This is a genomic window from Gordonia sp. 852002-50395_SCH5434458 (assembly GCF_001665905.1).
GTDB lineage: Bacteria > Actinomycetota > Actinomycetes > Mycobacteriales > Mycobacteriaceae > Gordonia > Gordonia jacobaea.
The window spans coordinates 1-24,183 of the sequence record NZ_LZTC01000067.1; the positions used below are offsets into that span (position 1 = coordinate 1).

General features: G+C 65.6%; 20 protein-coding genes and 1 pseudogene. 13 read left to right on the forward strand and 8 right to left on the reverse strand.

Annotation, left to right across the window (positions count from 1 at the left end):
• Nucleotides 1–181, reverse strand: a pseudogene (locus tag A5785_RS15440) (HNH endonuclease); the annotation flags it as partial.
• A gap of 194 nt (nucleotides 182–375) precedes the next feature.
• Between A5785_RS15440 and A5785_RS15445 the strand changes: the two are divergent.
• Nucleotides 376–1,146: a maleate cis-trans isomerase family protein gene (locus A5785_RS15445; protein WP_064867345.1), complete on the forward strand. Its 771-nt coding sequence runs from the start codon at nucleotides 376–378 to the stop codon at nucleotides 1,144–1,146.
• Between the two features lie 38 nt (nucleotides 1,147–1,184).
• Entirely contained in the window at nucleotides 1,185–1,574 is a 390-nt protein-coding gene (locus A5785_RS15450; RefSeq protein ID WP_064867347.1) for a PPOX class F420-dependent oxidoreductase, read from the forward strand.
• On the opposite strand, the gene A5785_RS15455 is transcribed toward A5785_RS15450, so the two are convergent.
• Nucleotides 1,561–2,058, reverse strand: a complete 498-nt coding sequence (locus tag A5785_RS15455) for a DUF6611 family protein (protein ID WP_064867349.1) — start codon at nucleotides 2,056–2,058, stop codon at nucleotides 1,561–1,563. The genes A5785_RS15450 and A5785_RS15455 overlap by 14 nt on opposite strands.
• Nucleotides 2,059–2,416: 358 nt before the next feature.
• On the opposite strand from A5785_RS15455, the gene kdpF reads away from it, so the two are divergent.
• From kdpF to A5785_RS15485, 6 genes are read left to right on the forward strand one after another with little or no spacing between them, the layout of a single operon-like run.
• Nucleotides 2,417–2,515 (forward strand): K(+)-transporting ATPase subunit F, encoded by a 99-nt coding sequence (kdpF, locus tag A5785_RS15460; RefSeq protein ID WP_064861331.1) that lies wholly within the window; start codon nucleotides 2,417–2,419, stop codon nucleotides 2,513–2,515.
• A 2-nt stretch (nucleotides 2,516–2,517) separates the two neighbouring features.
• Nucleotides 2,518–4,410: a potassium-transporting ATPase subunit KdpA gene (kdpA, locus tag A5785_RS15465; RefSeq protein ID WP_064867351.1), complete on the forward strand. Its 1,893-nt coding sequence runs from the start codon at nucleotides 2,518–2,520 to the stop codon at nucleotides 4,408–4,410.
• 23 nt (nucleotides 4,411–4,433) lie between these two features.
• Nucleotides 4,434–6,545: a potassium-transporting ATPase subunit KdpB gene (kdpB, locus tag A5785_RS15470; protein WP_231894035.1), complete on the forward strand. Its 2,112-nt coding sequence runs from the start codon at nucleotides 4,434–4,436 to the stop codon at nucleotides 6,543–6,545.
• A 7-nt stretch (nucleotides 6,546–6,552) separates the two neighbouring features.
• Nucleotides 6,553–7,176 (forward strand): potassium-transporting ATPase subunit C, encoded by a 624-nt coding sequence (locus A5785_RS15475; protein WP_064867355.1) that lies wholly within the window; start codon nucleotides 6,553–6,555, stop codon nucleotides 7,174–7,176.
• A 30-nt stretch (nucleotides 7,177–7,206) separates the two neighbouring features.
• Nucleotides 7,207–9,735 carry a sensor histidine kinase gene (locus tag A5785_RS15480; RefSeq protein ID WP_064867357.1) on the forward strand — a complete coding sequence of 843 codons (2,529 nt, stop codon included), beginning with the start codon at nucleotides 7,207–7,209 and terminating at the stop codon, nucleotides 9,733–9,735.
• Nucleotides 9,732–10,487 (forward strand): response regulator, encoded by a 756-nt coding sequence (locus tag A5785_RS15485; RefSeq protein ID WP_064867359.1) that lies wholly within the window; start codon nucleotides 9,732–9,734, stop codon nucleotides 10,485–10,487. Before A5785_RS15480 ends, A5785_RS15485 begins: the two co-directional genes overlap by 4 nt.
• On the opposite strand, the gene A5785_RS15490 is transcribed toward A5785_RS15485, so the two are convergent.
• Nucleotides 10,387–11,196 carry a maleate cis-trans isomerase family protein gene (locus A5785_RS15490; RefSeq protein WP_064867361.1) on the reverse strand — a complete coding sequence of 270 codons (810 nt, stop codon included), beginning with the start codon at nucleotides 11,194–11,196 and terminating at the stop codon, nucleotides 10,387–10,389. The two genes, A5785_RS15485 and A5785_RS15490, sit on opposite strands and share 101 nt — an antisense overlap.
• Before the next feature lie 73 nt (nucleotides 11,197–11,269).
• On the opposite strand from A5785_RS15490, the gene A5785_RS15495 reads away from it, so the two are divergent.
• The 5 genes from A5785_RS15495 (at nucleotide 11,270) to A5785_RS15515 (ending at nucleotide 16,110) form a co-directional block, all read left to right on the forward strand.
• Nucleotides 11,270–12,727: an amidase gene (locus A5785_RS15495; RefSeq protein WP_064867431.1), complete on the forward strand. Its 1,458-nt coding sequence runs from the start codon at nucleotides 11,270–11,272 to the stop codon at nucleotides 12,725–12,727.
• Nucleotides 12,724–13,221: a DUF3830 family protein gene (locus tag A5785_RS15500; protein ID WP_049699999.1), complete on the forward strand. Its 498-nt coding sequence runs from the start codon at nucleotides 12,724–12,726 to the stop codon at nucleotides 13,219–13,221. The genes A5785_RS15495 and A5785_RS15500 overlap by 4 nt, the downstream gene beginning before the upstream one ends.
• A 15-nt stretch (nucleotides 13,222–13,236) precedes the next feature.
• A complete protein-coding gene (locus A5785_RS15505) occupies nucleotides 13,237–13,923 on the forward strand; it encodes a GntR family transcriptional regulator (protein WP_064867363.1) in 687 nt (228 codons plus the stop codon).
• Nucleotides 13,924–14,003: 80 nt separating this feature from the next.
• A complete protein-coding gene (locus tag A5785_RS15510) occupies nucleotides 14,004–15,398 on the forward strand; it encodes an MFS transporter (protein WP_049700116.1) in 1,395 nt (464 codons plus the stop codon).
• A gap of 88 nt (nucleotides 15,399–15,486) precedes the next feature.
• Complete coding sequence (locus A5785_RS15515; protein ID WP_082937788.1) at nucleotides 15,487–16,110, forward strand: TetR/AcrR family transcriptional regulator; 624 nt, start codon at nucleotides 15,487–15,489, stop codon at nucleotides 16,108–16,110.
• Here the strand turns inward: A5785_RS15515 and A5785_RS15520 are convergent.
• The 5 genes from A5785_RS15520 to A5785_RS15540 form a co-directional block, all read right to left on the reverse strand.
• On the reverse strand, nucleotides 16,061–17,251 hold the full coding sequence (locus A5785_RS15520; RefSeq protein ID WP_064867365.1) for a M20 family metallopeptidase: 1,191 nt from the start codon (nucleotides 17,249–17,251) through the stop codon (nucleotides 16,061–16,063). The two genes, A5785_RS15515 and A5785_RS15520, sit on opposite strands and share 50 nt — an antisense overlap.
• A 72-nt stretch (nucleotides 17,252–17,323) precedes the next feature.
• The gene (locus A5785_RS15525; protein ID WP_064867435.1) at nucleotides 17,324–18,532 is read right to left on the reverse strand and encodes an aminotransferase-like domain-containing protein; all 1,209 of its coding nucleotides are present in this window, start codon (nucleotides 18,530–18,532) and stop codon (nucleotides 17,324–17,326) included.
• 19 nt (nucleotides 18,533–18,551) lie between these two features.
• Nucleotides 18,552–19,745, reverse strand: coding sequence for a M24 family metallopeptidase (locus tag A5785_RS15530; protein ID WP_049699995.1), 1,194 nt, complete (start codon nucleotides 19,743–19,745; stop codon nucleotides 18,552–18,554).
• Nucleotides 19,746–21,194, reverse strand: coding sequence for an NAD-dependent succinate-semialdehyde dehydrogenase (locus A5785_RS15535; RefSeq protein WP_064867367.1), 1,449 nt, complete (start codon nucleotides 21,192–21,194; stop codon nucleotides 19,746–19,748).
• Nucleotides 21,191–24,178 (reverse strand): FAD-binding and (Fe-S)-binding domain-containing protein, encoded by a 2,988-nt coding sequence (locus A5785_RS15540; protein WP_064867369.1) that lies wholly within the window; start codon nucleotides 24,176–24,178, stop codon nucleotides 21,191–21,193. The genes A5785_RS15535 and A5785_RS15540 overlap by 4 nt, the downstream gene beginning before the upstream one ends.
• Nucleotides 24,179–24,183: the final 5 nt, after the last annotated feature.

Here is a 24,183-nt window from a genome sequence, read left to right on the forward strand (position 1 = left end):
GGAAGGCCATGAGCGCGGTGCGTGCTTCGGCTTGGCGTGCCAGCCGTTGGGTGGTGCGGGCGACGTCGTTGAGTTCGGCACCGGAGAGGTGGCCGATGGTGTCGAGGTCAGCGGCGGTGAACGAGAGCGGCGAGTTCGAAAATGGCGAAGCCGGGACGTGGTCGTCGATGATGTCGGTCATGGCCACCCCCTTTTTCTCCGCGTGTCGGTGATCGCTTGTGTGTTCGATCTGACAACAACGCTACAGGGCGGGTACGACAATTCGGACACGTCGGAGAACGGCTGTGGAACATCGCTACCCAGACCGCGGATCCGCAGGTACGTGACTTGCGCGCTCGAACTGTCAACAATCCGACAATGTGTCATCATGCCTGCATGGAGTACGAATTCGGGTGGGGTGATGGCCCCGGCGAGCAGGTTGGCATCGGGATCGTCTGCCCGTTCGATATGGCTCTCGACCGCGAGCTGTGGCGCTGGATGCCCGACGGCGTCTCGCTGCACTTCACTCGGACCGGATTCATCGACGCCCCGGTCGACGTCGACATGTGCAAGGACCTGAACAACCACGCCGAGATCGCGGCGGCGGTGCGCGCGATATCGGCCGTTCGGCCCAGTGCATACGCGTACGCGTGTGCGTCGGGCAGCTTTGTCTACGGCATCTCCGGGGCCGTCGAACTCTCCAACTGCATGTTGGGTGCCGGTGCGCAGCGTGCGGTCACGACGTCGGAAGCGCTGTTACGCGCGTTGGATGCGTTGGGAATCAGTCGGATCGCCGTGGCGACGCCCTATACGAATGCGCTCACCGGGTTGCTGTGTGACTTTCTCGCGCAAGCCGGACGCAGCGTGGTGGCGCAGGCCGGACTTGGTCGTGACCACGACATCTGGACCATTCCGTATTCGGTCACGGCCGATCTGATCCGTGGCGCCGACCATCCAGACGCCGACGCGATCTTCGTGTCCTGCACCAACCTCTGGACCTACGACGTCCTCGGCGCACTCGAAGCCGAACTCGGCAAACCGGTGCTCTCGGCCAACCAGGTGACCGCGTGGGCGACGCTCGTCGACGCCGGCGTGCTGTCGCCGGGGATCACTCACTCCTACGCGGTACCTGCTGCCGACCAGTCGCTGTTCGCACGCGCCGCGTGAGCGACTCCGATATCGGGTTGAGCGAAGTAGGGTTGGGTATGGCCACCGATAAGCCCTTCGACGCTGCGACCGATGCAAAGTACGTGCAGCTGACCACTTTTCGCAAAGACGGGACGCCGGTGTCGTCGCCTCTGTGGGCGGCCTACGACGGCGAGTCGCTGCTGATGTGGACAGAGACCGGCTCGTGGAAGGTCAAGCGGATTCGACGCGACCCGCACGTCGTCGTCCAGGCGTGTGATGCCCGCGGAAAGAAGCTCGAGGGTCAACCGGTGGACGGAACCGCGACGATCCTCGACGCCGCCGGTACCGATCGCGTGCGCAGCGCGATCTCGAAAAAGTACGGCATCGTCGGCTGGGGTCTCGTCAAGGCAAGCCTGATCCGTCGTGGCAAGGATGGGACGATCGGCATCGCGATCACACCGCGCTGAGTCGACGCCGCCGGGCAGCGGGAATCTCGTGATAGCAACGGGCCCACACCATTTCGTGTTCGACGGGGCTGATCGCACCTGAAGCGAGACGACCATCGGCGTCGCGCAGGGCAGCGCCGAGTTCGCAGATACTCCGCTGGGTAGCTCGGGCGGTGGCGTCCGTTCCGTAACCCGTCCACGCCTCCATTGTGCGTGTCTGCGTGCGCACCAGGTGGGTCCGCTGCCCCACGACCACAACCGTCGCGAACGCGACAACCATTCCACTCAGCATTCCGGCAAGCCCGGAGCGACCCATCCACGACGCGATCAACGCTGCGGTCAACACCGTCGCGATCGCGACGAAGGGTAGTGCCCGCCACACGCGCAGCCAGCGCGCGTCGTCCTCGCTGGTGCCGGGCGGATACACGACGATGCGATGGCAGACCCAATGGCGCGCGTAGCCGACCTGGACGTATCCCCAGCGCGACGATCCTGACTCGTTCATGTGATCGGTTCTAACTCCTACACGCGCGGGAGAGCGTATTCCTCACGACTTCTCGACGCCGTGAGCGCAGATCTTGACGCGCCTTTGACGCGCCTTTGACGAGGCCCGCTGCACGGCTGAGTCGGTTGGCGCGAAGGTTGCGTCAACAAACCCCGGCGCCGCGTATGGAACACGTTAAGAGGTCTTCCAACACAGACGAATTAGACAGAAGCTGTGGTGCGCCGTTCGCCAGCTCGACGTTCGGCATGCCCAGCCAAGGAGTGTGACAAGTGGCCGATGTGCTTTATGTACTCGCCGCGTTGATCGGCTTCGCGATATGCGTCCTGGTGGTCCGGGGCGTCGACGCGAGGATCGGCCGATGACTGCAGACGGAGTGTTGAACGTGGTTCTGCTGGTCCTGTCGGCGGCGACAGCGATCTACCTCATGATCGCGCTGATCAAGCCGGAAAGGTTCTGAACGTGAATTCATCCCTTGCGGGGGCGCTCCAGGTGGCGTTCGTCGTCCTGGTTCTCGCAGTCGTCTACGTGCCGCTGGGCGACTACATGGCCCGCGTGTACCGCAGCACTCGCGACCTGCTGCCCGAGCGCGCGATCTACTCGTTGGCTCGCGTCGACGCCCGACGCGAACAGACGTGGGTCGGCTACGTGGTTGCGGTACTGGCCTTTTCGCTGATCTCGTTTCTGTTCCTCTATCTGCTGCAGCGGCTACAGGGCGTGCTGCCCTGGTCGGACGGCAAGGCAGGTGTCAATCCGGCGACGGCGTTCAACACCGCGATCTCGTTTGTCACCAACACCAACTGGCAGTCGTATTCGCCAGAAGTGGTGATGAGCAACCTTTCCCAGATGCTCGGACTCGCTGTGCAGAACTTCGTGTCTGCCGCCGTCGGCATGGCTGTGGCCGTCGCGCTCATCAGAGGATTGGTGAACCGACGCGGCGACGGCCTGATCGGCAACTTCTGGGTCGATCTGACGCGCACATGCGTGCGTATTCTCCTGCCGCTCAGCGTGATCGTCGCGATCCTGCTGCTGACTCAGGGCGTGGTGCAGTCGTGGCACAGCGGCTTCGGCTTCACGACGATGTCGGGCGATCCTGCTCGAAGCATGGTGGGGCCGTTCGCTTCTCAGGAGGCGATCAAGGAACTCGGAACCAACGGCGGCGGCACGCTGTCGGCGAACTCGGCGCATCCGTTCGAGAATCCGACGCCGTTCAGCAACGTCGTGGAAATCCTTGCGATCCTGATCATTCCGATCTGCCTGACACGTACCTACGGCACGCTGGTGCGCGATCGACGCCAGGGCCTCACGCTGCTCGGCGTGATGGCGGCGATCTGGGGCGTGATGCTCGCGATCGTGTGGAGTTTCGAATCGCACACCAACGGTCTCGCCGCTCAGGCTGCCGGCGCGATGATGGAGGGCAAAGAACAGCGTTTCGGTATTCCCGGAAGTGCGTTGTTCGCCGTCTCGACAACCGGAACGTCAACGGGCGCAGTCAATGCCGCCCACGACAGCCTCTCTGCCGGTGGTGGTGGAGCGGTGATCTGGAACATGCTTCTCGGTGAGGTCGCGCCCGGCGGCGTCGGCACCGGACTCTACGGAATCCTGATGATGGCTGTGGTCACGGTGTTCGTCGGCGGTCTACTCGTCGGACGCTCGCCGGAGTTCCTCGGAAAGAAGATCGGCCAGAACGAGATCACCATGGCGGCGCTATACGTGTTGGTCATGCCCGCTCTGGTGCTGGTCGGCGTCGGTGTCAGCGTTGCGATGGGTTCGACGCTCGACGCCCAGGGCAACAGTGGCGACCCGGGGACTCCGGGATCGATCCACGGCTTCTCCGAGGTGATCTACGCGTATGCGTCGGCCGCGAACAACAACGGCAGCGCGTTCGGTGGGCTGACGGTCACCAGTGACTGGTTCCAGACGTCGCTCGGAATGGCGATGCTGCTCGGCCGGTTCTTGCCGATCGTGTTCGTGCTCGCGCTCGCGGGGCTGCTCAGCCGCCAACGCCCGCGCGGGGTGGTCTCGACAGGCTCGACCAGCGGTGGGAGCTCGACCAGCGGTGGGAGCTCGGCTGGCGGTGAGGGCTCGACTGGCGGTGGGGTGGTCTCGACAAGCTCGACCAGCGGTAGCGACTCGACCAGCGAAGACAGCTCTACCAGCGAAGACAGCTCGACCAGCGGTAGCGGCGGGGTGGTTGCCGTCCTCGAGCGGCAGGAGGCCGTGCGCGCCGAGGCCAATCTGCCCACGCACGGAGTTCTGTTCGGCGTACTGCTACTCGGCACGATCCTTCTCGTCGCCGGTCTCACCTTCTTCCCGGCCATGGCGCTGGGACCCATCGCGGAGGCACTTCTGTGAGCGTCAACACCATCGAATCCGATGTGACACCCGAGGAGGCGACGGTCGAACAGCGTGAAGAGACACAACTGGTCTCGCGCGGCTCGTTCGATCCTCGTCAGCTCATCACGTCGGTTCCGCAGGCACTGCGGAAACTCAACCCGCGCGACCAGGCGCGCAATCCGGTCATGTTCGTCGTGTACATCGGGTCGATCGTGACCACGGTGCTCGCGATCTGGCGGCCGTCGTGGTTCGCATGGCTGATCGCGGCGTGGCTGTGGTTCACCGTGCTCTTCGCGAATTTGGCCGAGGCCGTCGCGGAGGGCCGCGGTCGGGCACAGGCCGATTCACTGCGAAAGGTGAAGCGCGACAGCTTGGCTCGTCGACTCGACGAGAGCGGTTCGATCTCTCAGGTCTCGGGAACGGCCCTGCGGGTCGGCGATCTGATCGTCGTCGAGGCCGGTGAGGTGATCGCGGGCGACGGCGACGTCGTCGACGGCATCGCGACGGTCGACGAGTCGGCCATCACCGGCGAGTCCGCTCCGGTGGTGCGTGAGTCCGGCGGCGACCGCTGCGCGGTGACGGGCGGCACGGTGGTTCTCAGCGACCGGATCGTCGTCAAGATCACCGCCGCGCCCGGAGAGAGCTTCGTCGATCGGATGATCGCGCTCGTCGAGGGTGCGTCGCGCAAGAAGACGCCCAACGAGATCGCACTTGACATCCTGCTCGCGAGCCTGACGTTGATCTTCCTGCTCGCGGTGGTCGCGGTCGGTCCGATGCAGCAGTATGCGGGCCAGAGCCCCGATGCGATCAAGCTGATCGCGCTGCTCGTCTGCCTGATCCCGACGACGATCGGTGCGCTACTCAGCTCGATCGGTATCGCGGGCATGGACCGGCTCGTGCAGCGCAACGTGCTCGCCATGTCGGGCCGCGCGGTGGAGGCCGCGGGCGACATCGACACCCTGCTGCTCGACAAGACCGGCACCATCACCTTCGGTAATCGTCGAGCCACCGAGATCTTCCCCGGCCCGGGTACCTCGACGGCCGAGCTCGCCGAGGTGTCTTACCGCTGCAGTCTCGCCGACGACACTCCCGAGGGACGCAGCATCGTCGAATTGTGTTTGGACGAGCATGATGTGGTGCCCGCCGACGCGGAAGCGCTTGCCGCGACGCGTGGTCACGAGCATCCCGAGTTCGAGGTCGTGCCCTTCACCGCGGAGACGCGTATGAGCGGTATCGATGTACGCACGGGTCCCGGCCCTGTCGTCGAGTACCGCAAGGGTGCCGCCGATGCGGTCGCACGCTGGGTGACGAAGCTCGGTGGCGACATGCCTGTCGAGGTGACCGAACGGGTCGCCGAGATCTCGAACGGCGGAGGTACGCCGCTGGTCGTCGCCGTCAACGACGAAACGCCGCGTGTGCTGGGTGTGATCCAGCTGTCGGACGTCGTGAAACCCGGTATGACAGAACGCTTTGCGCAATTGCGTGAGATGGGTATCCGCACGGTCATGGTTACCGGCGACAACCCGCTCACCGCGAAGGCGATCGCCGCCGAAGCAGGCGTCGACCACTTCGTCGCCGAGGCGACACCGGAGGACAAGCTGGCACTGATCCGTGCCGAGCAGTCAGGTGGACGACTGGTCGCGATGACCGGTGACGGCACCAACGACGCCCCCGCGCTCGCGCAGGCCGACGTCGGTGTGGCGATGAACTCGGGAACGTCGGCGGCGAAGGAAGCCGGCAACATGGTCGACCTCGACTCCGACCCGACCAAGCTCATCGACATCGTGGCCATCGGCAAGCAGCTGTTGATCACTCGCGGCGCACTGACCACGTTCTCGCTGGCCAACGACCTCGCGAAGTACTTCGCGATCCTGCCTGCGATGTTCGTGAGCATCTATCCGCAGCTCGACACGCTCAACATCATGCGGCTGCACTCGGCACAGTCGGCGATCGTGTCGGCGGTGGTGTTCAACGCGCTCATCATCGTCGCGTTGATCCCGCTCTCGCTGCGTGGTGTGCGGTACCGACCCAGCTCGGCGTCGAAGTTGTTGGGGCGCAACCTACTCGTCTACGGCGTCGGAGGCGTGATCACCCCGTTCGTGGGGATCTGGCTCATCGATCTCGTCGTCCGCTTCCTCCCGGGAATGGGGTAATCGCAGCATGAACACCATCACGTCCGGATTCCTCCGGCAGTGTGCCGTCGCGTTCGCGATGCTCGTGGCGCTGACAGTGATCCTCGGCGTCGCCTATCCGACGGTTGTCTGGGCGGCATCGCGCATCGGGTCGAACTCAGCAGAGGGGTCGCAGATGACCGACGCCACGGGCTGTAACGCCGGGTCGTCGCTGATCGGGGTCGATCCGAAGGCACCTGCTGGGACTCCCGACAGCTATCTGCACGCGCGGGTGCTCGGCTCGGCCGACGATCCGATGGCCACCGGCGATCCGTCGGCCTCGGCCGCGAGCAATCAGGGCCCCAACAGCGAGACGCTCGCGCACAACATCACCGCCCGCCGCGCGTTGATCGGCGAGCGTGAGGGCGTCGCACCGTCGGCGGTGCCCGCGGACGCCGTGACGGGTTCCGGCTCGGGCCTCGACCCGCAGATCAGCCCCGAATACGCAGCGATCCAGATCTCGCGGATCGCCCGGAACAGCGGAAAGTCGCAGGCTGCCGTCCGCGAGATCGTCGACGCTCACACGTCGGGTCGGCAGTTCGGATTCCTGGGGCAGCAGCGCGTCAATGTGCTCGAGGTGAACCTCGCGCTGGGTCACACGGTGTGCAAGTGATCGCCGGTCGCGCTGATTAGACTCAGTTCCATGGGTTCAGGTGCTGACACCCGGGGACGACTCGAAGTCTTCCTCGGGTGTGCGCCCGGAGTCGGCAAGACCTACGAAATGCTTTCGCATGCACGAGGTCTCGCCGACGAGGGTGTAGATGTGGTGATCGCGGTTGTCGAGTCGCACGGGCGCTCGGCAACCGCGGCTCTCACCGATGGTCTCGAGGAGATTCCGCGCCGCGAGGAGGTGTATCGCGGGGCCGTCCTCGACGAGATGGATCTCGACGCCGTGCTGGCGCGTGCCCCACGCGTCGCACTCGTCGACGAACTGGCGCACACGAATGCTCCCGGATCGCGAAACGCCAAGCGCTGGCAAGACATCGAGGAGTTGCGCGACGCGGGCATCGACGTGCTGACAACGGTCAACGTGCAGCATCTGGAGAGTCTGAACGACGTCGTCGCCCAGATCACCGGTGTCATCCAGCGCGAGACCGTTCCCGACGCCGTGGTGCGTGCCGCTGACGAGATCGAGTTGGTCGACATAGCCCCGCAGGCGCTACGTCAACGACTCAGTGCGGGCAAGGTGTACCCGGCCGGACGCATCGACGGGGCGCTCTCGAACTACTTCCGCCAGGGAAATCTGACGGCACTGCGCGAATTGGCACTACTGTGGCTCGCCGACCGCGTCGACGACAATCTCGCCGACTACCGCGCGGCGCACGCGATCACCGACACGTGGGAAGCACGCGAGCGCGTGGTGGTCGCGATCACCGGTGGACCCGAATCCGCGACCCTTATGCGTCGAGCGAGTCGCATTGCGTCACGGTCGAGCGCGGAACTGGTTGTGGTGCATGTGATCCGCGGAGACGGACTCGTCGGGACGCCCGCTGCCGAACTGTCCCGGCTGCACGAGTTGGCCGAAGGGTTCGGCACGCGAATCCACACCGTCGTCGGCGACGACATCCCGTCGACGCTCCTCGACTTCGCACGCGGCGTCAACGCGACGCAGTTGGTGCTGGGTACGTCGCGCCGCCCGCGCTGGCAACGACTCTTCGACGAGGGCGTCGGCGCGAATGTCGTTGCGCACAGCGGGAAGATCGACGTCCACATGGTCACCCACGACGAGACGCGTCGTCGAAACCGGCTCGACATTCGCGACACGCGCTTCCATCGTCCGTTGAGCTGGGTCGCGGCGGTCGTGGTGCCGGTGATCATGACGGTCATACTCGCCGTCCTGGACCGTTGGTTGGGGTTCGCCAGCGAGTCGGCGTTGTTCTTCGTGACGGTGCTCGCGGTCTCGCTGCTGGGCGGCATCGGGCCTGCGGCATTGTCGGCGGTGGTGGCCGGCCTGCTGCTCAACTACTTCTTCACCAACCCACGGTTCACGTTCACCATCAACGAGCCCGACAATCTCATCACCATCCTTGTCATGCTGGTGATCGCGATAGCGGTTGCCGCACTGGTCGATTCGGCTGCGAACAGGCGTCGACAAGCCAGCCTGGCAAGCCGTGACGCCGAGTTGTTGGCGTTGTTCTCCGACGCCGTGCTTGGCGGGGCTGACGTGTCGGCACTGCTGCAGCGCGTGCGTGAGACCTACGACCAGGCCGCGGTGTCGGTGGTGCACAAAGAAGATGGTCGACGCGTCGTCGACGCCGCCGTCGGCGACGACCCGCCGCAGCGCGCCGAAGACGCCGACACGGTCTGCCCGGTCCCCGGCGGTGAATACGAATTGCTGTTGCGCGGGCCGAAACTCGGCGGTCGGGATCGACGGGTACTCACCTCGGTGGCGATCCAGGCCGCCGGCGCGGTGCAGCGTCGTCGACTCGAACGCGAGGCGTCCGAGGCACGTGCACTCGCCCAGACCGACGAGATGCGTCGCGCACTGCTGTCCGCGGTGAGCCACGATCTGCGCACACCGTTGGCCGGCGCGAAAGCCGCGGTGTCGAGCCTGCGTGCGGGCGACGTGACATTCAGCCCGGAGGACACCTCAGAACTCCTCGAGACAATCGACGAGTCGGTCGACCACCTGTCGGCGCTTGTCGGAAATCTGCTCGACTCGTCGAGGCTCGCGGCAGGTGCCGTGCGGCCGAGACTGGCGCGCACCTACCTCGTCGAGGTGGTGCACCGTGCAGCGACCGCGGTGAGCTGGGTCGGTGGGCCCATCCCGGAGATCGCTTTCACCTTCCACGCGATGTGGGCATACACCGACGGTGGACTGCTCGAACGCGTCCTGGCCAACCTGATCGACAACGCGGTGCGCCACGGTGGGGGAGGTGGCGCCGGTGTCGAGGTCGCGGCAGAGTCCGAGACCGACGACGACGGTGTGCCGCGTACCGTCATTCGTGTGATCGACCACGGCTCCGGGATTCCCGCCGACAGACGCGGGCAGATCTTCGACGCCTTCGTTCAGGGTGGCGACCGCAACGGTGCCGACGGGGGCGTCGGGCTGGGTCTGTCTGTAGCGCAGGGGTTTACCGCCGCGATCGGTGGCACGCTCGGTGTAGAGGAGACACCGGGCGGCGGCACCACGATGGTCGTTTCACTTCCGGCGGAGGACGACGAGTCATGACCGACGGAATCCGAGTTCTGGTTGTCGACGACGAACCACAGTTGTTGCGGGCCTTACGAATCAATCTGAGCGCCCGTGGCTTCGCTGTCACGACGGCGTCGACGGGAACCGCGGCGCTGACCGCGGCAGCCAAGGTCAACCCGCAGGTGGTTGTCCTCGACCTCGGGCTTCCCGACATCGACGGCTTCACGGTTCTGGAGGGATTGCGCGGGTGGACCAACGTGCCGGTCATCGTGTTGTCGGCGCGCGGCGAATCGGTCGACAAGGTGGCTGCGCTCGACGCGGGCGCCGACGATTACGTCACGAAACCCTTTGGGATGGACGAGTTCTTGGCGAGACTGCGTGCAGCAGTGCGTCGTGGAGTCGCTGCGCCGGATGCGTCGGAGGTGCCGGTTGTCGACGCGGGAGACTTCGTGGTCGACCTCAGTGCGAAGCAGGTGTCGCGCCACAGTGAGCAGATCCACCTGACGCCGACCGAGTGGGGGATTCTCGAACTGCTCGTGCGCAACGAGGGAAAACTGGTGGGGCAGAAGGACATCCTGAGTACCGTGTGGGGTCCCAAGTACCTCAACCAGACCAACTATCTGCGCGTGTACCTGGCCAGTCTGCGCCGCAAACTCGAAGACGACCCGGCGCATCCGGTGCATCTGCTCACCGAGGCCGGGATGGGGTATCGCTTCGTACGGGGACACTCGGCACCTGAGCAGGCTGGGTCTGGAGGCGCGGAGCCTGAACAAGCGGCGTCTGACTGAACAACGCGCCCAGCTTGTCGGAGTGCGGGGTTGCGCCCGCCAGCCGCGCACCCTCCCAGGCGGTCACCTGGTTCGCGGTGAGGACCGGTTTACCCACCTGCGCCTCGAGGTCGTTGATCCAGGTTGCCGTGTGTAGTGCGGTGTCGGGAATCAGGATGGCTTGCGCCGCAGGCTGATCGGCGGTGACAACCATGTCGAACAGGGTGTCGCCGTCGATGAACCCGGCGTCGGTCGCGGTCAGAATGTCGTTGGCGCGGATACCGACCACCTCGATATCCGCGCCGGCGAGGAACGTCGTGAATCCCGCGGCGACGTCGCTCGGATAGCTCGCCGCGACCGCGACCGCGTCGATCCCGAGCGCTCTGCACGCCTCGGCAAACGCGAGCGACGTCGACGATGCGGGTAGTCCCGCAACCTCGGACAACTGCGCGGCCTGCCGTTGTGCGCCCTCCCACCCGTAGAGGAAGCTGCCCGAGGTGCACGCCCACATCAACGCTGCGGGGTCGTGTGTGCGTGCGCGCTGTGCGCCGTCGAGTAGTCGGTCGGACTCGCCGACAGCCCGCATGGCGCCGACGGTGTGATCGTCGGAGTCGATTTCGGTGATCACCACGGGCAGGCGAATCGACGGGCCGAGTGCGTCCTCGATGAGCTGGTAGTCGTCCTCGGCCGCGTGTCCCGGGTAGAGGACCGCGGTGATAGCGGTTGTCACGGGTTGACCTCCCGACTAGATTGTCAACAATCAAACAATTGTTGTTCTCACCGTATCGGAACCGGAGGTGACCATGCAGGACTCAGTGCGCACGATGTCGGCGTCGGAGCTCGGTGACGCCTACCGCAGTGGTTTGCTGAGCCCTGTCGACGTCGCTGCCGAGCTACTGGACACCATCCCGCAGGTGAACGTCGAGATCAACGCCTTCTGCGTCGTTGACCCTGATACGACGATGGCTGCCGCACGCCAATCGGCGGCTCGCTACGCCGCGTCGACTCCCATCGGTCCGCTCGACGGCGTGCCGGTGTCGATCAAGGATCTCCTGCTCACCGAGGGGTGGCCGACGCTGCGCGGCTCGTTGACGCTGAGCCCTGACACACAACGATCCGACGTCGACGCGCCAGCGGTGGCACGACTGCGCGAGGCGGGAGCCGTGCCGCTCGGCAAGGTCACGACGCCTGAGTTCGGCTGGAAAGGCGTGACCGACAGTCCCCGGACCGGCATCACGCGCAATCCGTGGTCGACCGATCGGACGTCGGGCGGTTCGAGCGGAGGTAGCGCCGCTGCCCTCGCGGCGGGACTCGGGCCGCTGTCGGTCGGCACCGACGGTGGCGGCTCGATTCGTATTCCGGCTGCGTTCTGCGGAGTTGTCGGACTCAAGCCGACGCTCGGCCGGGTGCCGATGTATCCGCCGAGTCCGTTCGCGCCGGTGGCACACGTCGGACCGATGACGCGCAGCGTCGTCGACTGCGCGTTGTTGCTCGACGTCATCAGTGGTTTCGATTCGCGTGACTGGTCGGCGGGGCCGACGCCGCAACCTGTCGCCCCGGAGATCATCGCGGGCGCGCGGGGTTTGGATGGCGTCCGCGTCGCTTACAGTCCCGATCTCGGCTATGGCGTCAATGATGCTGCGGTGCAGTCGAATACTGAGGCTGCGGTCGGCGTTCTACGCGACCTCGGAGCCACGGTCGACGAGGTCGACATCGGGTGGGACGATCCGGTCTGGGCGTACCACACGGTGTGGTTCGCGGGAGCGGCCGCGGTGGTCGGGGCTCTGGACCCTGCCCTGCGGGATCGCGTCGACCCGAAACTGCTTGCGGCACTGGAACGTCACCACGACTTCAGTGCGGCCGACTATGTGGATGCCACTGCGCTGCGAATGGCAATGGGCACACAGATGGGTGCACTGCACGAGGACTACGACGTTCTGGTGACACCGTCGATGCCGTCCGTCGCATTCGAGGCGGGCGTCGACGTGCCTGCAGGTTCGTCGTCGCAGGACTGGACGTCGTGGACGCCGTACAGCTATCCGTTCAATCTCACCGGTCAACCTGCGATCACGGTGCCGAGCGGGTTTGCGCAGGACCCGTTGCTGCCCACTGGCATTCAGATCGTGGGAGCACGCCACGACGACGCGACAGTGCTGCGCGTGGCCGCGGCATACGAGTCGGTCGCGAACGTCGGCACGCTCGCAGATGCAGACTTTCGACGAAAGTCTGCTCACCTCAACGAAAGTCGAGATGGCTCGTGACCGATCGCTTTATCATCGTCAGCCTCACATCGCGCGATGTCAGCGCCCGGGCGAGACTGCTCGACGCCGAGGCGCCGCGCACCGCCGCCGCGGTGTGGGACGCTTTGCCGTTGGGGGGTCAGGTCTTTCACGGCAAGTTTGCGCGCAACGAGATCTACACGTTGGCGCCCGCGTTCGCGGCGCATGAACCGGGACCGGAGAACACGACGGTCACACCGATACCGGGCGACCTTTGCTATTTCACCTTCGACGGTGTATTGGACAATCCCGCTTACGGTTACGAATCCGACGCCGCGCCGTCGGAACACTCACTGCTCATCGACCTTGCAGTCTTCTATGGTCGAAACAACTTGCTGGTCAACGGGGATGTCGGATGGGTTCCCGGAAATGTGTTCGCCACCATCACCGATGGTCTCGTCGAGTTCGCCGCAGCATGCAACGACATCTGGATGGGCGGCGCTCGCGGCGAAACCCTGACATTTGCGCGTGCATAGAGTACGAAGAAGAGGATGGTCACGATGACAATGGAGCGAGCTCGATCGGAGGGTCGCCGTAGGGTTCTCGAACCGATCGAGCAGGAGTCGACACCTGCGATCATCGCCAGAAAGTTGCACGATGCGATTGCGAACGGTAACTTTCCGTCCGGTTCACAATTGACCGAAGCGGGTCTCGCAGCAGACCTGGGAGTGAGTCGGGGGCCACTGCGAGAGGCGATGCAACGCCTGACTGCAGAAGGGTTGCTGGTGAGTCACCGCAACCGAGGCTTGTTCGTCGTTTCGATGGATGACGACGACATCCGGGACATGTACATCGCCCGGACGGCCGTTGAACGTGCGGCAATAGAGCAGGTGATCGAACACGGCGACCCTGCGGCGGTGCAAGCTCTCACCGACGTGGTTGCGTTGATGCGTCGTCATATCGACGATCCGAACGGCGAAGACATGGCCGAAGCGGATATGCGGTTCCATCAGACTTTGGTGGAGTACGCGCGGAGTCAACGATTGTCGCGCTTGCACAGCACGATCCTCGTGGAAACGAAGATGTGTCTACGCGCGATGCGGGGAACGTATTCCTCGGGAAAGGAACGTACCGACGAACACCAGGCATTGGTGGACGCCATCGCGGCTGGAGATGCGAAGGCGGCCGACGAGCTGATGATCGAACACATGAGAGACGGTCTCCGCCGACTGCTCTAGACGACGTGTACTGATCACCGCCCACCGATGTGAGTCAGCGCGAAGACACACTGGCCCCGAGTCCACCCAGGAAGGCACAGATGGCTACGGCAAACTCCTCGGCAACCTATGAGGATCTCGCACCCGACCCCGAGTCGCGAGAAGGAAAAGCTCTACTCCGCAAAGCAATTGGCGCGTCGGCGATCGGCAACGCAACAGAGTGGTACGACTACGGCGTCTACGCCGCGACCGCCACCTACCTCACGCAAGCATTCTTCCCGGGGTCGCTCGGCTCGATAGGCACCATGCTCGGGTTCGCGATCTCATTCGTCCTACGCCCGTTGGGCGGCATGATTTGGGGTCCCATTGGTGACCGGATCGGACGAAAGTCCGTGCTGGCCATGACGATTCTATTGATCGCCGGTGCCACTGCGCTGATCGGTGTCCTTCCGACACACGCCGTCGCCGGGATCTGGGCGCCGATTCTGTTGATAGCGCTGCGCGTGATTCAGGGCTTCTCCACCGGCGGCGAATACGGCGGTGCTGCGACGTTCATGGCCGAGTATGCGCCGGACAACAAGCGCGGCAAGTACGGATCGCTGCTGGAGTTCGGCACACTCGCCGGGTTCAGCGCGGGCACCGCGATCGTTCTGTTCCTCGAGCTGTTGCTCTCCGACGAGCAGATGCAGACGTGGGGCTGGCGAATTCCGTTCCTGATTGCGCTGCCGCTCGGGTTGATCGGTCTGTATCTGCGATCGCAGCTGGAAGACACCCCGGTGTTCCAGGAGCTGGACAAGCGCGACGAGATCACCGGAAGCGCCTACACCCGCTTCAAGGATCTGCTGAGCAACTATTGGAAGCCGATCCTGATCATGTTCGGCATGGTGATCGCACTCAACGTCGCGAATTACACGCTGCTGGCGTATCAGCCGACGTACCTGAAGGAGACGATCGGGCTGTCGGAGTCGTCGGGTTCAACGGTGGTGCTCATCGGTCAGCTCGCGATGATGGTGGTGATCCCGTTCTTCGGAGCGGCGTCGGACAAGACCGGGCGTAAACCGATGTGGTGGTTCTCGCTCATCGGACTCTTCGTATTCGCAATACCGCTCTACTGGTTGATGGGTAAGGGATTCGCTTGGGCGATAGTGGGATTCGTGATCCTGGGACTGTTCTACGTGCCTCAGCTCTCGACCATCTCCGCGACGTTCCCGGCGATGTTCCCCACTCAGGTGCGCTACGCGGGCTTCGCAATCTCCTACAACGTGGCGACCGCCGCGTTCGGCGGTACCGCACCGCTCGTCAACGAAGCGGTGGTCAACGACACGGGCTGGAACCTGTTTCCCGCCGTCTACATGATGGGCGCGTGTGCGATCGGCATGGTGGCGCTGATCTTCTTGAAGGAGACGGCCGGAGCGTCGTTGCGCGGCACCGAGATTCCCGAGCGGACCGAGGACATCACGGTTCCGGAGAGCTCCACGGCGGTGACTTCGCGCTGACCAGGCGCGTACCGTCACGCGCTGATACCGGCTCCCACGTGCAGTGCTGACGGTCTCCGGCGGCTCAACCAGCGATAAGATGTCGCATATGTCGAGGCCCGAGTCGTATCACCACGGTGATCTCGCCGCAGCGCTGGTGCAGTCGGCGATCGAGTTGCTCAACGAGGACCGCTCTGCCGAGTTGTCGTTGCGCGCTGTCGCACGGCGCGCGGGCGTCTCACCCGCGGCGCCCTACCGGCACTTCGCCGACCGTGAGGCATTGGTCTCGAGCGTTGCTGCGGTGGGCTATCGCGAGCTGACTGCGCGGCTGAGAGCGGCGAGCGAGTCGCCGGCGAGCGTCGACGATGTAGCCGACATCGCCGTCGCGTACGTGCGGTTCGCGTTGGAGCGGTCGGGGTTGTTCCGCGCGATGTTCGCCGAGCGGTGCGACCCGACGAGCCCGGATCGGGTCGAGGCCGTCGAGGCGATCCATGAGTATTTGAATACCGTTGTCGCCGCAACGGTTTCGACGTCCGAGCCGGAAGAGGTTGCGACCGCGATGTGGGCGCTGGTGCACGGGCTGGCGTTCTTGTACCTCGGCGGAAAGTTCCCCGAAGGCTCTCCGGCTGAGGTCGACGCGCGGGTGCGTTCGACGGTGCGCGCTGTGCTCGGGGCGGGCGGCGTCAGCCGAGCAGTTCCAGCGCCACCAACGCGTAAGCCCGTGCGGCAGTGACCAGATCGTCGACCGCGACGGATTCGTCGGGCTGATGGGCCTGGGTGTTGATGTTGCCCGGACCGCAGACGATCGCCGGGATGCCGAGGTCGCGACTGACGAAACCGCCGTCGCACGCCGCGGTCCAGCCGCCGACGGACGTCTGGGCGTCGAGTGAGTTCAGCGCGTCGACGGTTGCGGTGACCAGTGTGTGGTCGGCAGGAGTCTCGAAGCCAGGCATCTCCATGGTGACCGCGACGTCGACCTCGATGCCGTCGGACTCGATGCCTGCGGCGGCGATGCGGCCGCGCAGCCATTCGGCGATGGCATCCGCACTCTCATCTGGCATCAGTCTGCGGTCGACGCCGAGTGCCGCCATCGGGGCGACAACGGAAATGCCTTGCCCGCCGCTCATCGTCCCCACGTTCCACGTACCCGAGCCGAGAAGACCTGCGGCGCCCGCGGTCATCGCCTCGTGGTCGGCCCGGATGATGTCGATGATCGACGCTGCCGCGTAGATCGCGCTGCGGCCGTCGTCGGGGCGACCGGAGTGGGCGGCCTTGCCCCGGATGTCGATTTCCAGATACGACGCCCCGCGACACCCGCGGACGACGACCAGATCGGTGGGTTCGGCGACGACGCAACCGATGAAGTCGCGGGAGGTGTCGGCGCGGGCCACCAGGTCGCGGACGCCCGCGCCGTGTTCCTCCTCGTCGACGGTGCAGACCAACTGCACCGGACCGGAGAGTCGTCCCTGCGCGGCCAGCGGCGCCAACGCCGACATCGCCTCGACGACCGAGGCCAATCCGCCCTTCATGTCGACGGTGCCGCGCCCGGTCAGCACGCCGTCGGACAACCGGGTGCGGTAGGGATCACCGGTCCAGCCAGGTCCGGCCGGGACGACGTCGGAGTGTCCGAGGAACATCAGTCCTGGCCCGTCGCCGCCGGGTAGCGTCGCGATGAGGTTGGGTCGGCCGGGCGTCACCTCATGGGTGGTGACGGTGAAACCAGCATCGCGGCAAGCGTTTTCGAGAACGGCGACAGCCTGAGCCTCGGTGCCGCCGGGGTTCTCACTCGGGGCGTCGACCAGAGCTCTGGTGAGCGCGACGATCTCGTCCGGACGGATCCGGGCCACCACCGCGTCGGACTCGCTCACCGTCACAGGGATTCCCTTCGTGGTCGTCGGCTAGGCAGTGCCAACGTCAACTGCCAAGCCGACCTCAGCTGTTCTGTGTCACCCTCTCGCAGACATCCTCTCGCAGCTTCCGGCGAGACGTCGAATTCCCTCGTCGATGCGCTCGGGCGTGCTCGATGCGAAGCACAGACGCAGGGCGTTGCGGAACCGGCCGGTCGGCGACAGCGCGGGGCCGGGGATGAACGCGACGCCGTCGGCGAGAGCGGTCTCGAACAGTTCGCGGGTGTCGATCTCGGCGAACTCGCCGCGCAGGGTCAGCCAAAGGAAGAAGCCGCCCTCGGGGTGCGTCGTCGACACGCGGTCGCCGAAATGGCGCTCCACCGAATCGAGCATTGCGTCCCTGCGTTCGCGGTAGAGAACCCGCAGGCCGGCGAGGTGATCCTCGAGTCCGCCGCGCGCGATGTATTCGGCGACGATGTGCTGGTTGGGCACGTTGGTGCAGGTGTCCATCGCCTGTTTGCCGTTGATGAGCAGTTGGCGCAGCGACGGGTCGGCGTCGACCCATCCGACCCGCCAGCCCGGCGCGAGGATCTTGGAGAACGTCCGCACCGAGAAGATCAGCGGATCGTGCGGCGACAGGGTCTGGAACGTCGGGACGTCGTCGCCGGAGAAGCGCAGGAGACCGTACGGGTCGTCGTCGATGATGACCGAGCCCCACTCGTGCGCCAGCCGCAGCAGCTCGCGTCGACGTTCCTCGGAGAGGGTGACGCCCGACGGGTTCTGGAACGTCGGGATCGTGTAGATCGCCTTGGGGGTGCGTCGGGTGCGGGAGACGAGGTCTTCGAGGGTGTCGACCTGCATGCCGTCGTCGTCGACGGGCACTTCGAGAAGCTGCGCGCCGTACGACAGCGCAGTGGCACTGCCGTTGGTGTACGTCGGTGATTCGACGACGACGAGGTCGCCCGGGTCGACGAACAGTTTGGACGCGAGGTCGAGGCCCTGCATGCCGCCGGTGGTGATGACGAGGCGATCGAGGCTCGACGGGTCGGGTGTGGTGGCGAGGTAGTCGACGAGAAGTTGCAGCAGCCGCGGTTCGCCCTCGGTGGCGCCGTAGGTGAACGACGAGTTGTCGAGGATCTCACCGGCGATCTGCCGGAACTCCGCGGCGGGGACGGCCTCGTCCGCGGGTGAGCCCATCGCGAAGCGCACGATGTCGTGCGTTTGCGAGGCCAGCAGGGACGTCGACGAATCGATCATCGAGCCGACGAGATCCTTCGCGCGTCCGGCAAGGGGGAGCGTGTAGTTCATGGTGGTCACTGCTGACACCTCATTTCCTGATCAGTTCCCGTGGGAACGCGGTGAAGGTTTCGACGCCCGTCGGGCTGACTCGTACCGACTCGGAGAGCTCGAAACCGTAGTCGTCCATCCACATTCCGCAGACGATGTGGAACGTCATGTTGGTTTCGAGGATGGTTTCGTCCTCGGTGCGGATGCTGATGGTGCGCTCACCCCAATCCGGCGGATAACCGATACCGATGGAATAGCCGAGGCGAGAGGGCTTTTCGAGACCGTACTTGGCGAGAGTCCAGTTCCAGGTCGACGCGAGCTCACGCGTGGCGACGCCGGGTTTGATCGCGTCGAGGACGTTGTTGAGGCCCTCTGCCGTTGCGCCCGCGACATAGTCGAGATCCTTCGACGGTGCGCTCAGCGCCACGGTGCGGGCGAGGGGACAGTGATACCGGTTGTGCGCACCGGACAATTCGACGACGACGGCCTCGTCGGGGGTGAAAGTGCCCTGGTGCCAAGTCAAATGGGGAGTGTCGGCGGCGGCACCGGTCGGCATCATCGGCACAATCGCGGGATAGTCGCCGCCGAACTGGTCGGTGCCGGTGATCTGTGCCTGTGAGATCGCTGCTGCCGCATCACATTGCCGCACACCGACATCGATGGTCTCGATGGCAGCCCGCATCGCCTCTGAACACACCATGCCGGCCTGTCGCATGAGCTGCACCTCGGCGTCGGATTTCACCGAGCGTACCCAGTTGACGAGTTCGAAGTTGTCGACGAGCTTCCACTCGGGGATGGCGTTGTGCAGTGCGCGATACGCCTTGGGCGAGAAGAAGTGTGAGTCCATCTCGAGTCCAACGGAGCCGCCCTTCGACGCCGGTGCGACCTGGTGACGTTGCCGCAGCGCCCACGCGACCCAGTCGAACGGATGCACGTGCGGGCGGTGTACGTAGCTCTCGGGATAGCCGACGATCTGCTCGTCGGGTAGCCAGGTGGTGCGGTGTGCGCCATGTGCGTCCATCTCGCGGGCGAAGAACAGCATCTCTCCGTCGATGGGGACGAACAGCATCTGCGGGGTGTAGAACGACCACGCGTTGTACCCGATGAGGTAGAAGATGTTCGCGGGGTCGGTGACGATGATCGCCGAAAGTCCTTGCAGATCCATCAGTTCGCGCACGCGGGTCAACCGCTGTCGGTACTCGCTGTCGGTGAAGAGTTGGGCGCCGAGATACACCTATCGCCTCCGTCGGATCGGGGTGGACGTGTAGGTGACGTCGAGGAACTCCTCGATGCCGAGACGTCCGCCCTCGCGGCCGAGGCCCGACTCCTTGATCCCCCCGAACGGGGCCGCGGGGTTGGAGACCAGACCCGTGTTGACCCCGACCATACCCACCGCGAGGCTCGACGAGATGGCGTCGAGCCGCTCGGCGTCGCGGCTGCAGACGTATCCGACAAGGCCGGCGGGCGTGCTGTTCGCGGCTGCGACCACGGTGTCGTCGGCCTCGATTCCTGAGCCGCCGAACGGGATCAGAGCCGCGACGGGACCGAAGATCTCGGTGCTCATGAGAGCGGATTCGGGGTGTACGTCGGTGAGGACCGTCGGCGGGTAGAAGTGGCCGGGGCCGTCGGGACGGGTGCCGCCGCACTGAAGCCATGCTCCGCGTCGAACGGCGTCGTCGACGAGCTCTTCGACCTTGTCGACGGCTTTGCGTTCGACGAGGGGGCCGACCTGGGTGCCTTCGGACATCCCGTCGCCGACGGTGAGTGTTGACATGCGTTGCGTGAGACCGCTTGCGAACTCGTCCATGACGTCACGATGCACGAAGATGCGATTGGCCGCAGTGCATGCCTGTCCCATGTTGCGCATCTTCGCGACCATCACGGCGTCGAGCGCGGTGTCGAGATCGGCGTCGTCGCAGACGATGAAGGGTGCGTTGCCGCCGAGCTCCATGGAGGTGCGCATCACCGTGTCGGCGGCCTGGCGTAGCAACAGCTTTCCCACCGCGGTGGAGCCGGTGAAGCTGACCTTGCGGGCGAGGCCCGACGACATCCACGCGCCGACGACGTCACCGGGATCGCTTGTGGTGACCACGTTCAGGACGCCGTCGGGCAGACCTGCCTCGCGGAGTACGTCGGCGAGGAGTAGCGAGGTCAACGGTGTCAGCTCTGCGGGCTTGAAGACCATGGTGCAGCCCGCGGCGATCGCGGGGCCGATCTTGCGTGTTCCCATCGCCAATGGGAAGTTCCACGGCGTGATCAGGATGCACGGGCCGACGGGACGATGCCGGACGACGACGCGGTTGTTGCCGTCCGGGGTGAGGAAGTGGTCGCCGCCGATGCGTACGGCCTCCTCGGCGAACCAGCGGAAGAACTCGGCGCCGTAGGCAACCTCCCCGCGCGCTTCGGGGTACGGCTTGCCCATCTCGGTGGTCATCAGGGTCGCGAACTCGTCGGTCCGCGCGGTGATGAGTTCGTATGCGCGGTAGAGGATCTCGCTGCGTGAGCGGGGACTGGTTGCTGCCCAGTCGGATTGGGCGTCGGCGGCACGACGGAGGGCGTCGAGCGCGTCGTCGGCGTTGCCGTCCGGGACCGACGTGATGACCTCGCCGGTCGCCGGATTCTCCACGTCGAAGCGACGTTGCGAGGCCGCGGGTGTCCAGGTTGTGTCGACGAGAAGTGTCATCGGAGTCCTTCCTCTGGTGATGGCTGTGCGCGGGGTAGTTCTTGTGCAAGGGGCAGCGCCTGTGCGAGCAGTTCGGCGAGGTGCTGCCCGTGGGCGTTGATGAGGGGGTCGGTGGCGGTCAGGTGGTCGACGCTCATCGCGCAGCTGAACCCGTCGGTGATGACCGGGGTTTCCGGCGCGGCTCGGAGCGCGGGCGCGAGGGCGTTCTCGGCCACCGCGACGCTGACCTCGTAGTGGCCCTTCTCGAAGCCGAAGTTGCCTGCGACGCCGCAGCATCCGTCGGCCGTGGTGACCTCGACGCCGAGCGACGCCAGTGCGGCCGTCGAGGCGTGCGCACCGAAGGCCGCGTACTCGTGGCAGTGGGTTTGGACCGTGACCGATTCGGGGAGGTCCGGGACCTGCAGCCCCGCGTCGACGAGTGTGGGCAGGTAGGCGGCGAAGCTCGTCACTCGCGCGGCGACACGATGTGCGGCGGGCGTGGTGATCAGTTCTGGTAGGTCCGTGCGCAGTGCGGCCGCGCAACTGGGTTCGGCGACGATGAGGGGGCGGTCGGTGCCGTCGTCGAGTTGATCAGCAGTGCGGGCCAGTACCTTTCGGGCGTGATCGAGCTGACCGGTCGAGATCCAGGTCAGGCCGCAACACACGTCGGCGCGGGTGGCGACGGTGTCGCCGCTGGCGGCCAGTACGCGTGCCGCGGCGGTTGCCACGTGCGGGCGGAATGCCTTGGTGAAGGTGTCGACGATCAGCACGACGTCGGCGTCGGCTGGTTGGTTGAGTGTGCTGAGTGCCGCGCGTCTGTCGCTGCGAGTGGTGAAGCGGGGCATGGAGCGTCGAGCGTCGAGGCCGCCTGCGCGAGCGGCGAGGCGTCGGGCGAGTGGAGCTTGCAGAACTCGATTCAGCAGTGGTGCAACGGAGGTCGCGACGGGAAGCCACGCGGGCATCCAGCCGAGGGAGTAGTGCGAGAGGGGTCGTAGCCGGCGTCGGTAGTGATGGGAGAGGAACTCGGACTTCAGTGACGCCATGTCGACGCCGGTGGGGCAGTCGCTCGAACATGCCTTGCACGACAGGCAGAGGTCGAGTGCGTCGGCGACATCGGCTGACTGCCAACCGGATTCGACGCTGGGTGCGGTACGGACCATGTCTTGTAGGACGCGTGCCCGGCCGCGCGTCGAGTCCTTCTCGTCGCGGGTCGCGCGATAGCTCGGGCACATCACCCCGCCACTGGTGGTGCGACAGCGACCGACACCGATGCAGCCCTGCACGGCGTGGATGAACGGATCGAGCCCGGCGTGTTCGGAGGGGTGCTCGGTGGAGTGCCACGGTCGGTTCGGAACGTCGGCGAGTGCGAGGTCGGCGGTGATGGGTGCGGGGTCGACGATGTTGCCCGGGTTGAGGACACCGGAGGGGTCCCAGATCCGCCGGAAGTCGTCAAAGGCGCGCAGCATCTCGGTGGAGTACATCAGCGGCAGCAGGGCTGATCGGGCGCGACCGTCGCCGTGCTCACCCGACAGCGAACCGCCATGAGCAACAACCAGTTCGGCGGCACGCGTGCAGAACCGCGACATCACCGCCCGACCCTGCTCGGTGCGCAGGTCGAAGGTGATCCGCACGTGCATGCAGCCCGCGCCGAAGTGCCCGTACAGCACGCCGGTGAGGTCGAATTCGTCGAGGAGTGCGGTGAAGTCCTGCAGGTAATCGGCGAGACGTTCTGGCGCTACGGCGGCGTCTTCCCAGCCGGGCCACGACTCGTGCGTCGTCGGAGCATCGCTCTCCGGATCGACGAGGCGCGCGGACAGGCCGGCACCGTCCTCGCGGACTCGCCACAGCCCGCGGCGTCGGGTCTCGTCGTCGACGAACGCGGCGTCGACCATGCGCCCTCGTGTGCGTAGGCGTTCGATCAGGCGTTTCGCGGTGGCGGGAACGTCGGATTCGGATTGCGCTGCGGCGCTCGCATTGTCGAGGTCGATGAAGAGCCAGGAGTCGCCGTCGGGGAGGCCCGCGACGGTGTCGGGTCCGCGCCGGGCGGCCATGGTGGCGACGATGCCGCGGTCGATGCCCTCAATGGCCGACGGCGCGAACGGGAGGATGTCGGGAACGTCGCGGGCGGCGTCGGCGACAGATCGGTAGCCGACGCAGACGAGCAACTGAGATGTCGGAGCCGCGACCAGTCGGACCGTGGCGCCGACGACGATCGCGCACGTGCCTTCGCTGCCCACGAGTGCGCGTGCGACATCGAATCCGTTCTCCGGCAACAGATGTGCCAGATGGTATCCCGACACCTGGCGGGGAATCTGTTCGAGTTGGGTGCGGAAGGCTGCGAGGTTGCGTGTGGTGAGGTCGGTGAGTTCGCGGGTGAGTTCGGCTGCTCGCGCGGTCGCTGCCGGATCATTCGGCAGTGTCGGTTCGATGCCCGATCTCGTTGCGGTCAATCGTAATCCGTCAGCGGTGACGAGATCGAGTGCCTCGACGTGGTCGGTGGTGCGGCCGTGGCGCACCGAGTGATTTCCACACGCGTCGTTACCGATCGCCCCACCGATGGTGGCGCGCGACGCCGACGACGGGTCGGGTGCGAAGGTCAGGCGGCCGCCGGTGGCGTTGCGCGCGGCCGCGGCAAGGTGTGTGAGCACGACGCCCGGGTCGACGTGGGCGGTCGACGCTTCGTCGTCGATGTGGTGGATACGCGTCATGCAGCGCGAGAAGTCGAGGATGACACCGTCGCCGATAGCGTTGCCCGCCATCGATGTTCCGCCACCGCGTGCGGTGAGGGGCGTCCCGAGGTGATGGCAGCAGGCTGCGATCCGAGCTACCTCGGCGGCGTCGCGGGGGAAGGTAACTGCCACTGGCTGAACCCGGTAATTGGATGCGTCGTAGGAGTATTCGGCACGACGACGCGACGAAGCGTCGACCTCGACGCCGAGCCGGGTGAGTTCGGTGACGATCGTCGGCGTGGGCGTCGTGGGAGTGGGTAGTGGATGTAAAGCCATCGCGA

Coding starts and splice junctions, on each gene's coding strand:
- A5785_RS15480 (WP_064867357.1), top strand. CDS start 7,207: ATGGGTTCAGGTGCTGACACCCGGGGACGACTCGAAGTCTTCCTCGGG.
- A5785_RS15495 (WP_064867431.1), top strand. CDS start 11,270: ATGCAGGACTCAGTGCGCACGATGTCGGCGTCGGAGCTCGGTGACGCC.
- A5785_RS15515 (WP_082937788.1), top strand. CDS start 15,487: ATGTCGAGGCCCGAGTCGTATCACCACGGTGATCTCGCCGCAGCGCTG.
- A5785_RS15540 (WP_064867369.1), bottom strand. CDS start 24,178: ATGGCTTTACATCCACTACCCACTCCCACGACGCCCACGCCGACGATC.
- A5785_RS15510 (WP_049700116.1), top strand. CDS start 14,004: ATGGCTACGGCAAACTCCTCGGCAACCTATGAGGATCTCGCACCCGAC.
- A5785_RS15485 (WP_064867359.1), top strand. CDS start 9,732: ATGACCGACGGAATCCGAGTTCTGGTTGTCGACGACGAACCACAGTTG.
- kdpF (WP_064861331.1), top strand. CDS start 2,417: ATGACTGCAGACGGAGTGTTGAACGTGGTTCTGCTGGTCCTGTCGGCG.
- A5785_RS15475 (WP_064867355.1), top strand. CDS start 6,553: ATGAACACCATCACGTCCGGATTCCTCCGGCAGTGTGCCGTCGCGTTC.
- A5785_RS15535 (WP_064867367.1), bottom strand. CDS start 21,194: ATGACACTTCTCGTCGACACAACCTGGACACCCGCGGCCTCGCAACGT.
- A5785_RS15505 (WP_064867363.1), top strand. CDS start 13,237: ATGGTCACGATGACAATGGAGCGAGCTCGATCGGAGGGTCGCCGTAGG.
- A5785_RS15525 (WP_064867435.1), bottom strand. CDS start 18,532: ATGAACTACACGCTCCCCCTTGCCGGACGCGCGAAGGATCTCGTCGGC.
- A5785_RS15455 (WP_064867349.1), bottom strand. CDS start 2,058: ATGAACGAGTCAGGATCGTCGCGCTGGGGATACGTCCAGGTCGGCTAC.
- A5785_RS15450 (WP_064867347.1), top strand. CDS start 1,185: ATGGCCACCGATAAGCCCTTCGACGCTGCGACCGATGCAAAGTACGTG.
- A5785_RS15445 (WP_064867345.1), top strand. CDS start 376: ATGGAGTACGAATTCGGGTGGGGTGATGGCCCCGGCGAGCAGGTTGGC.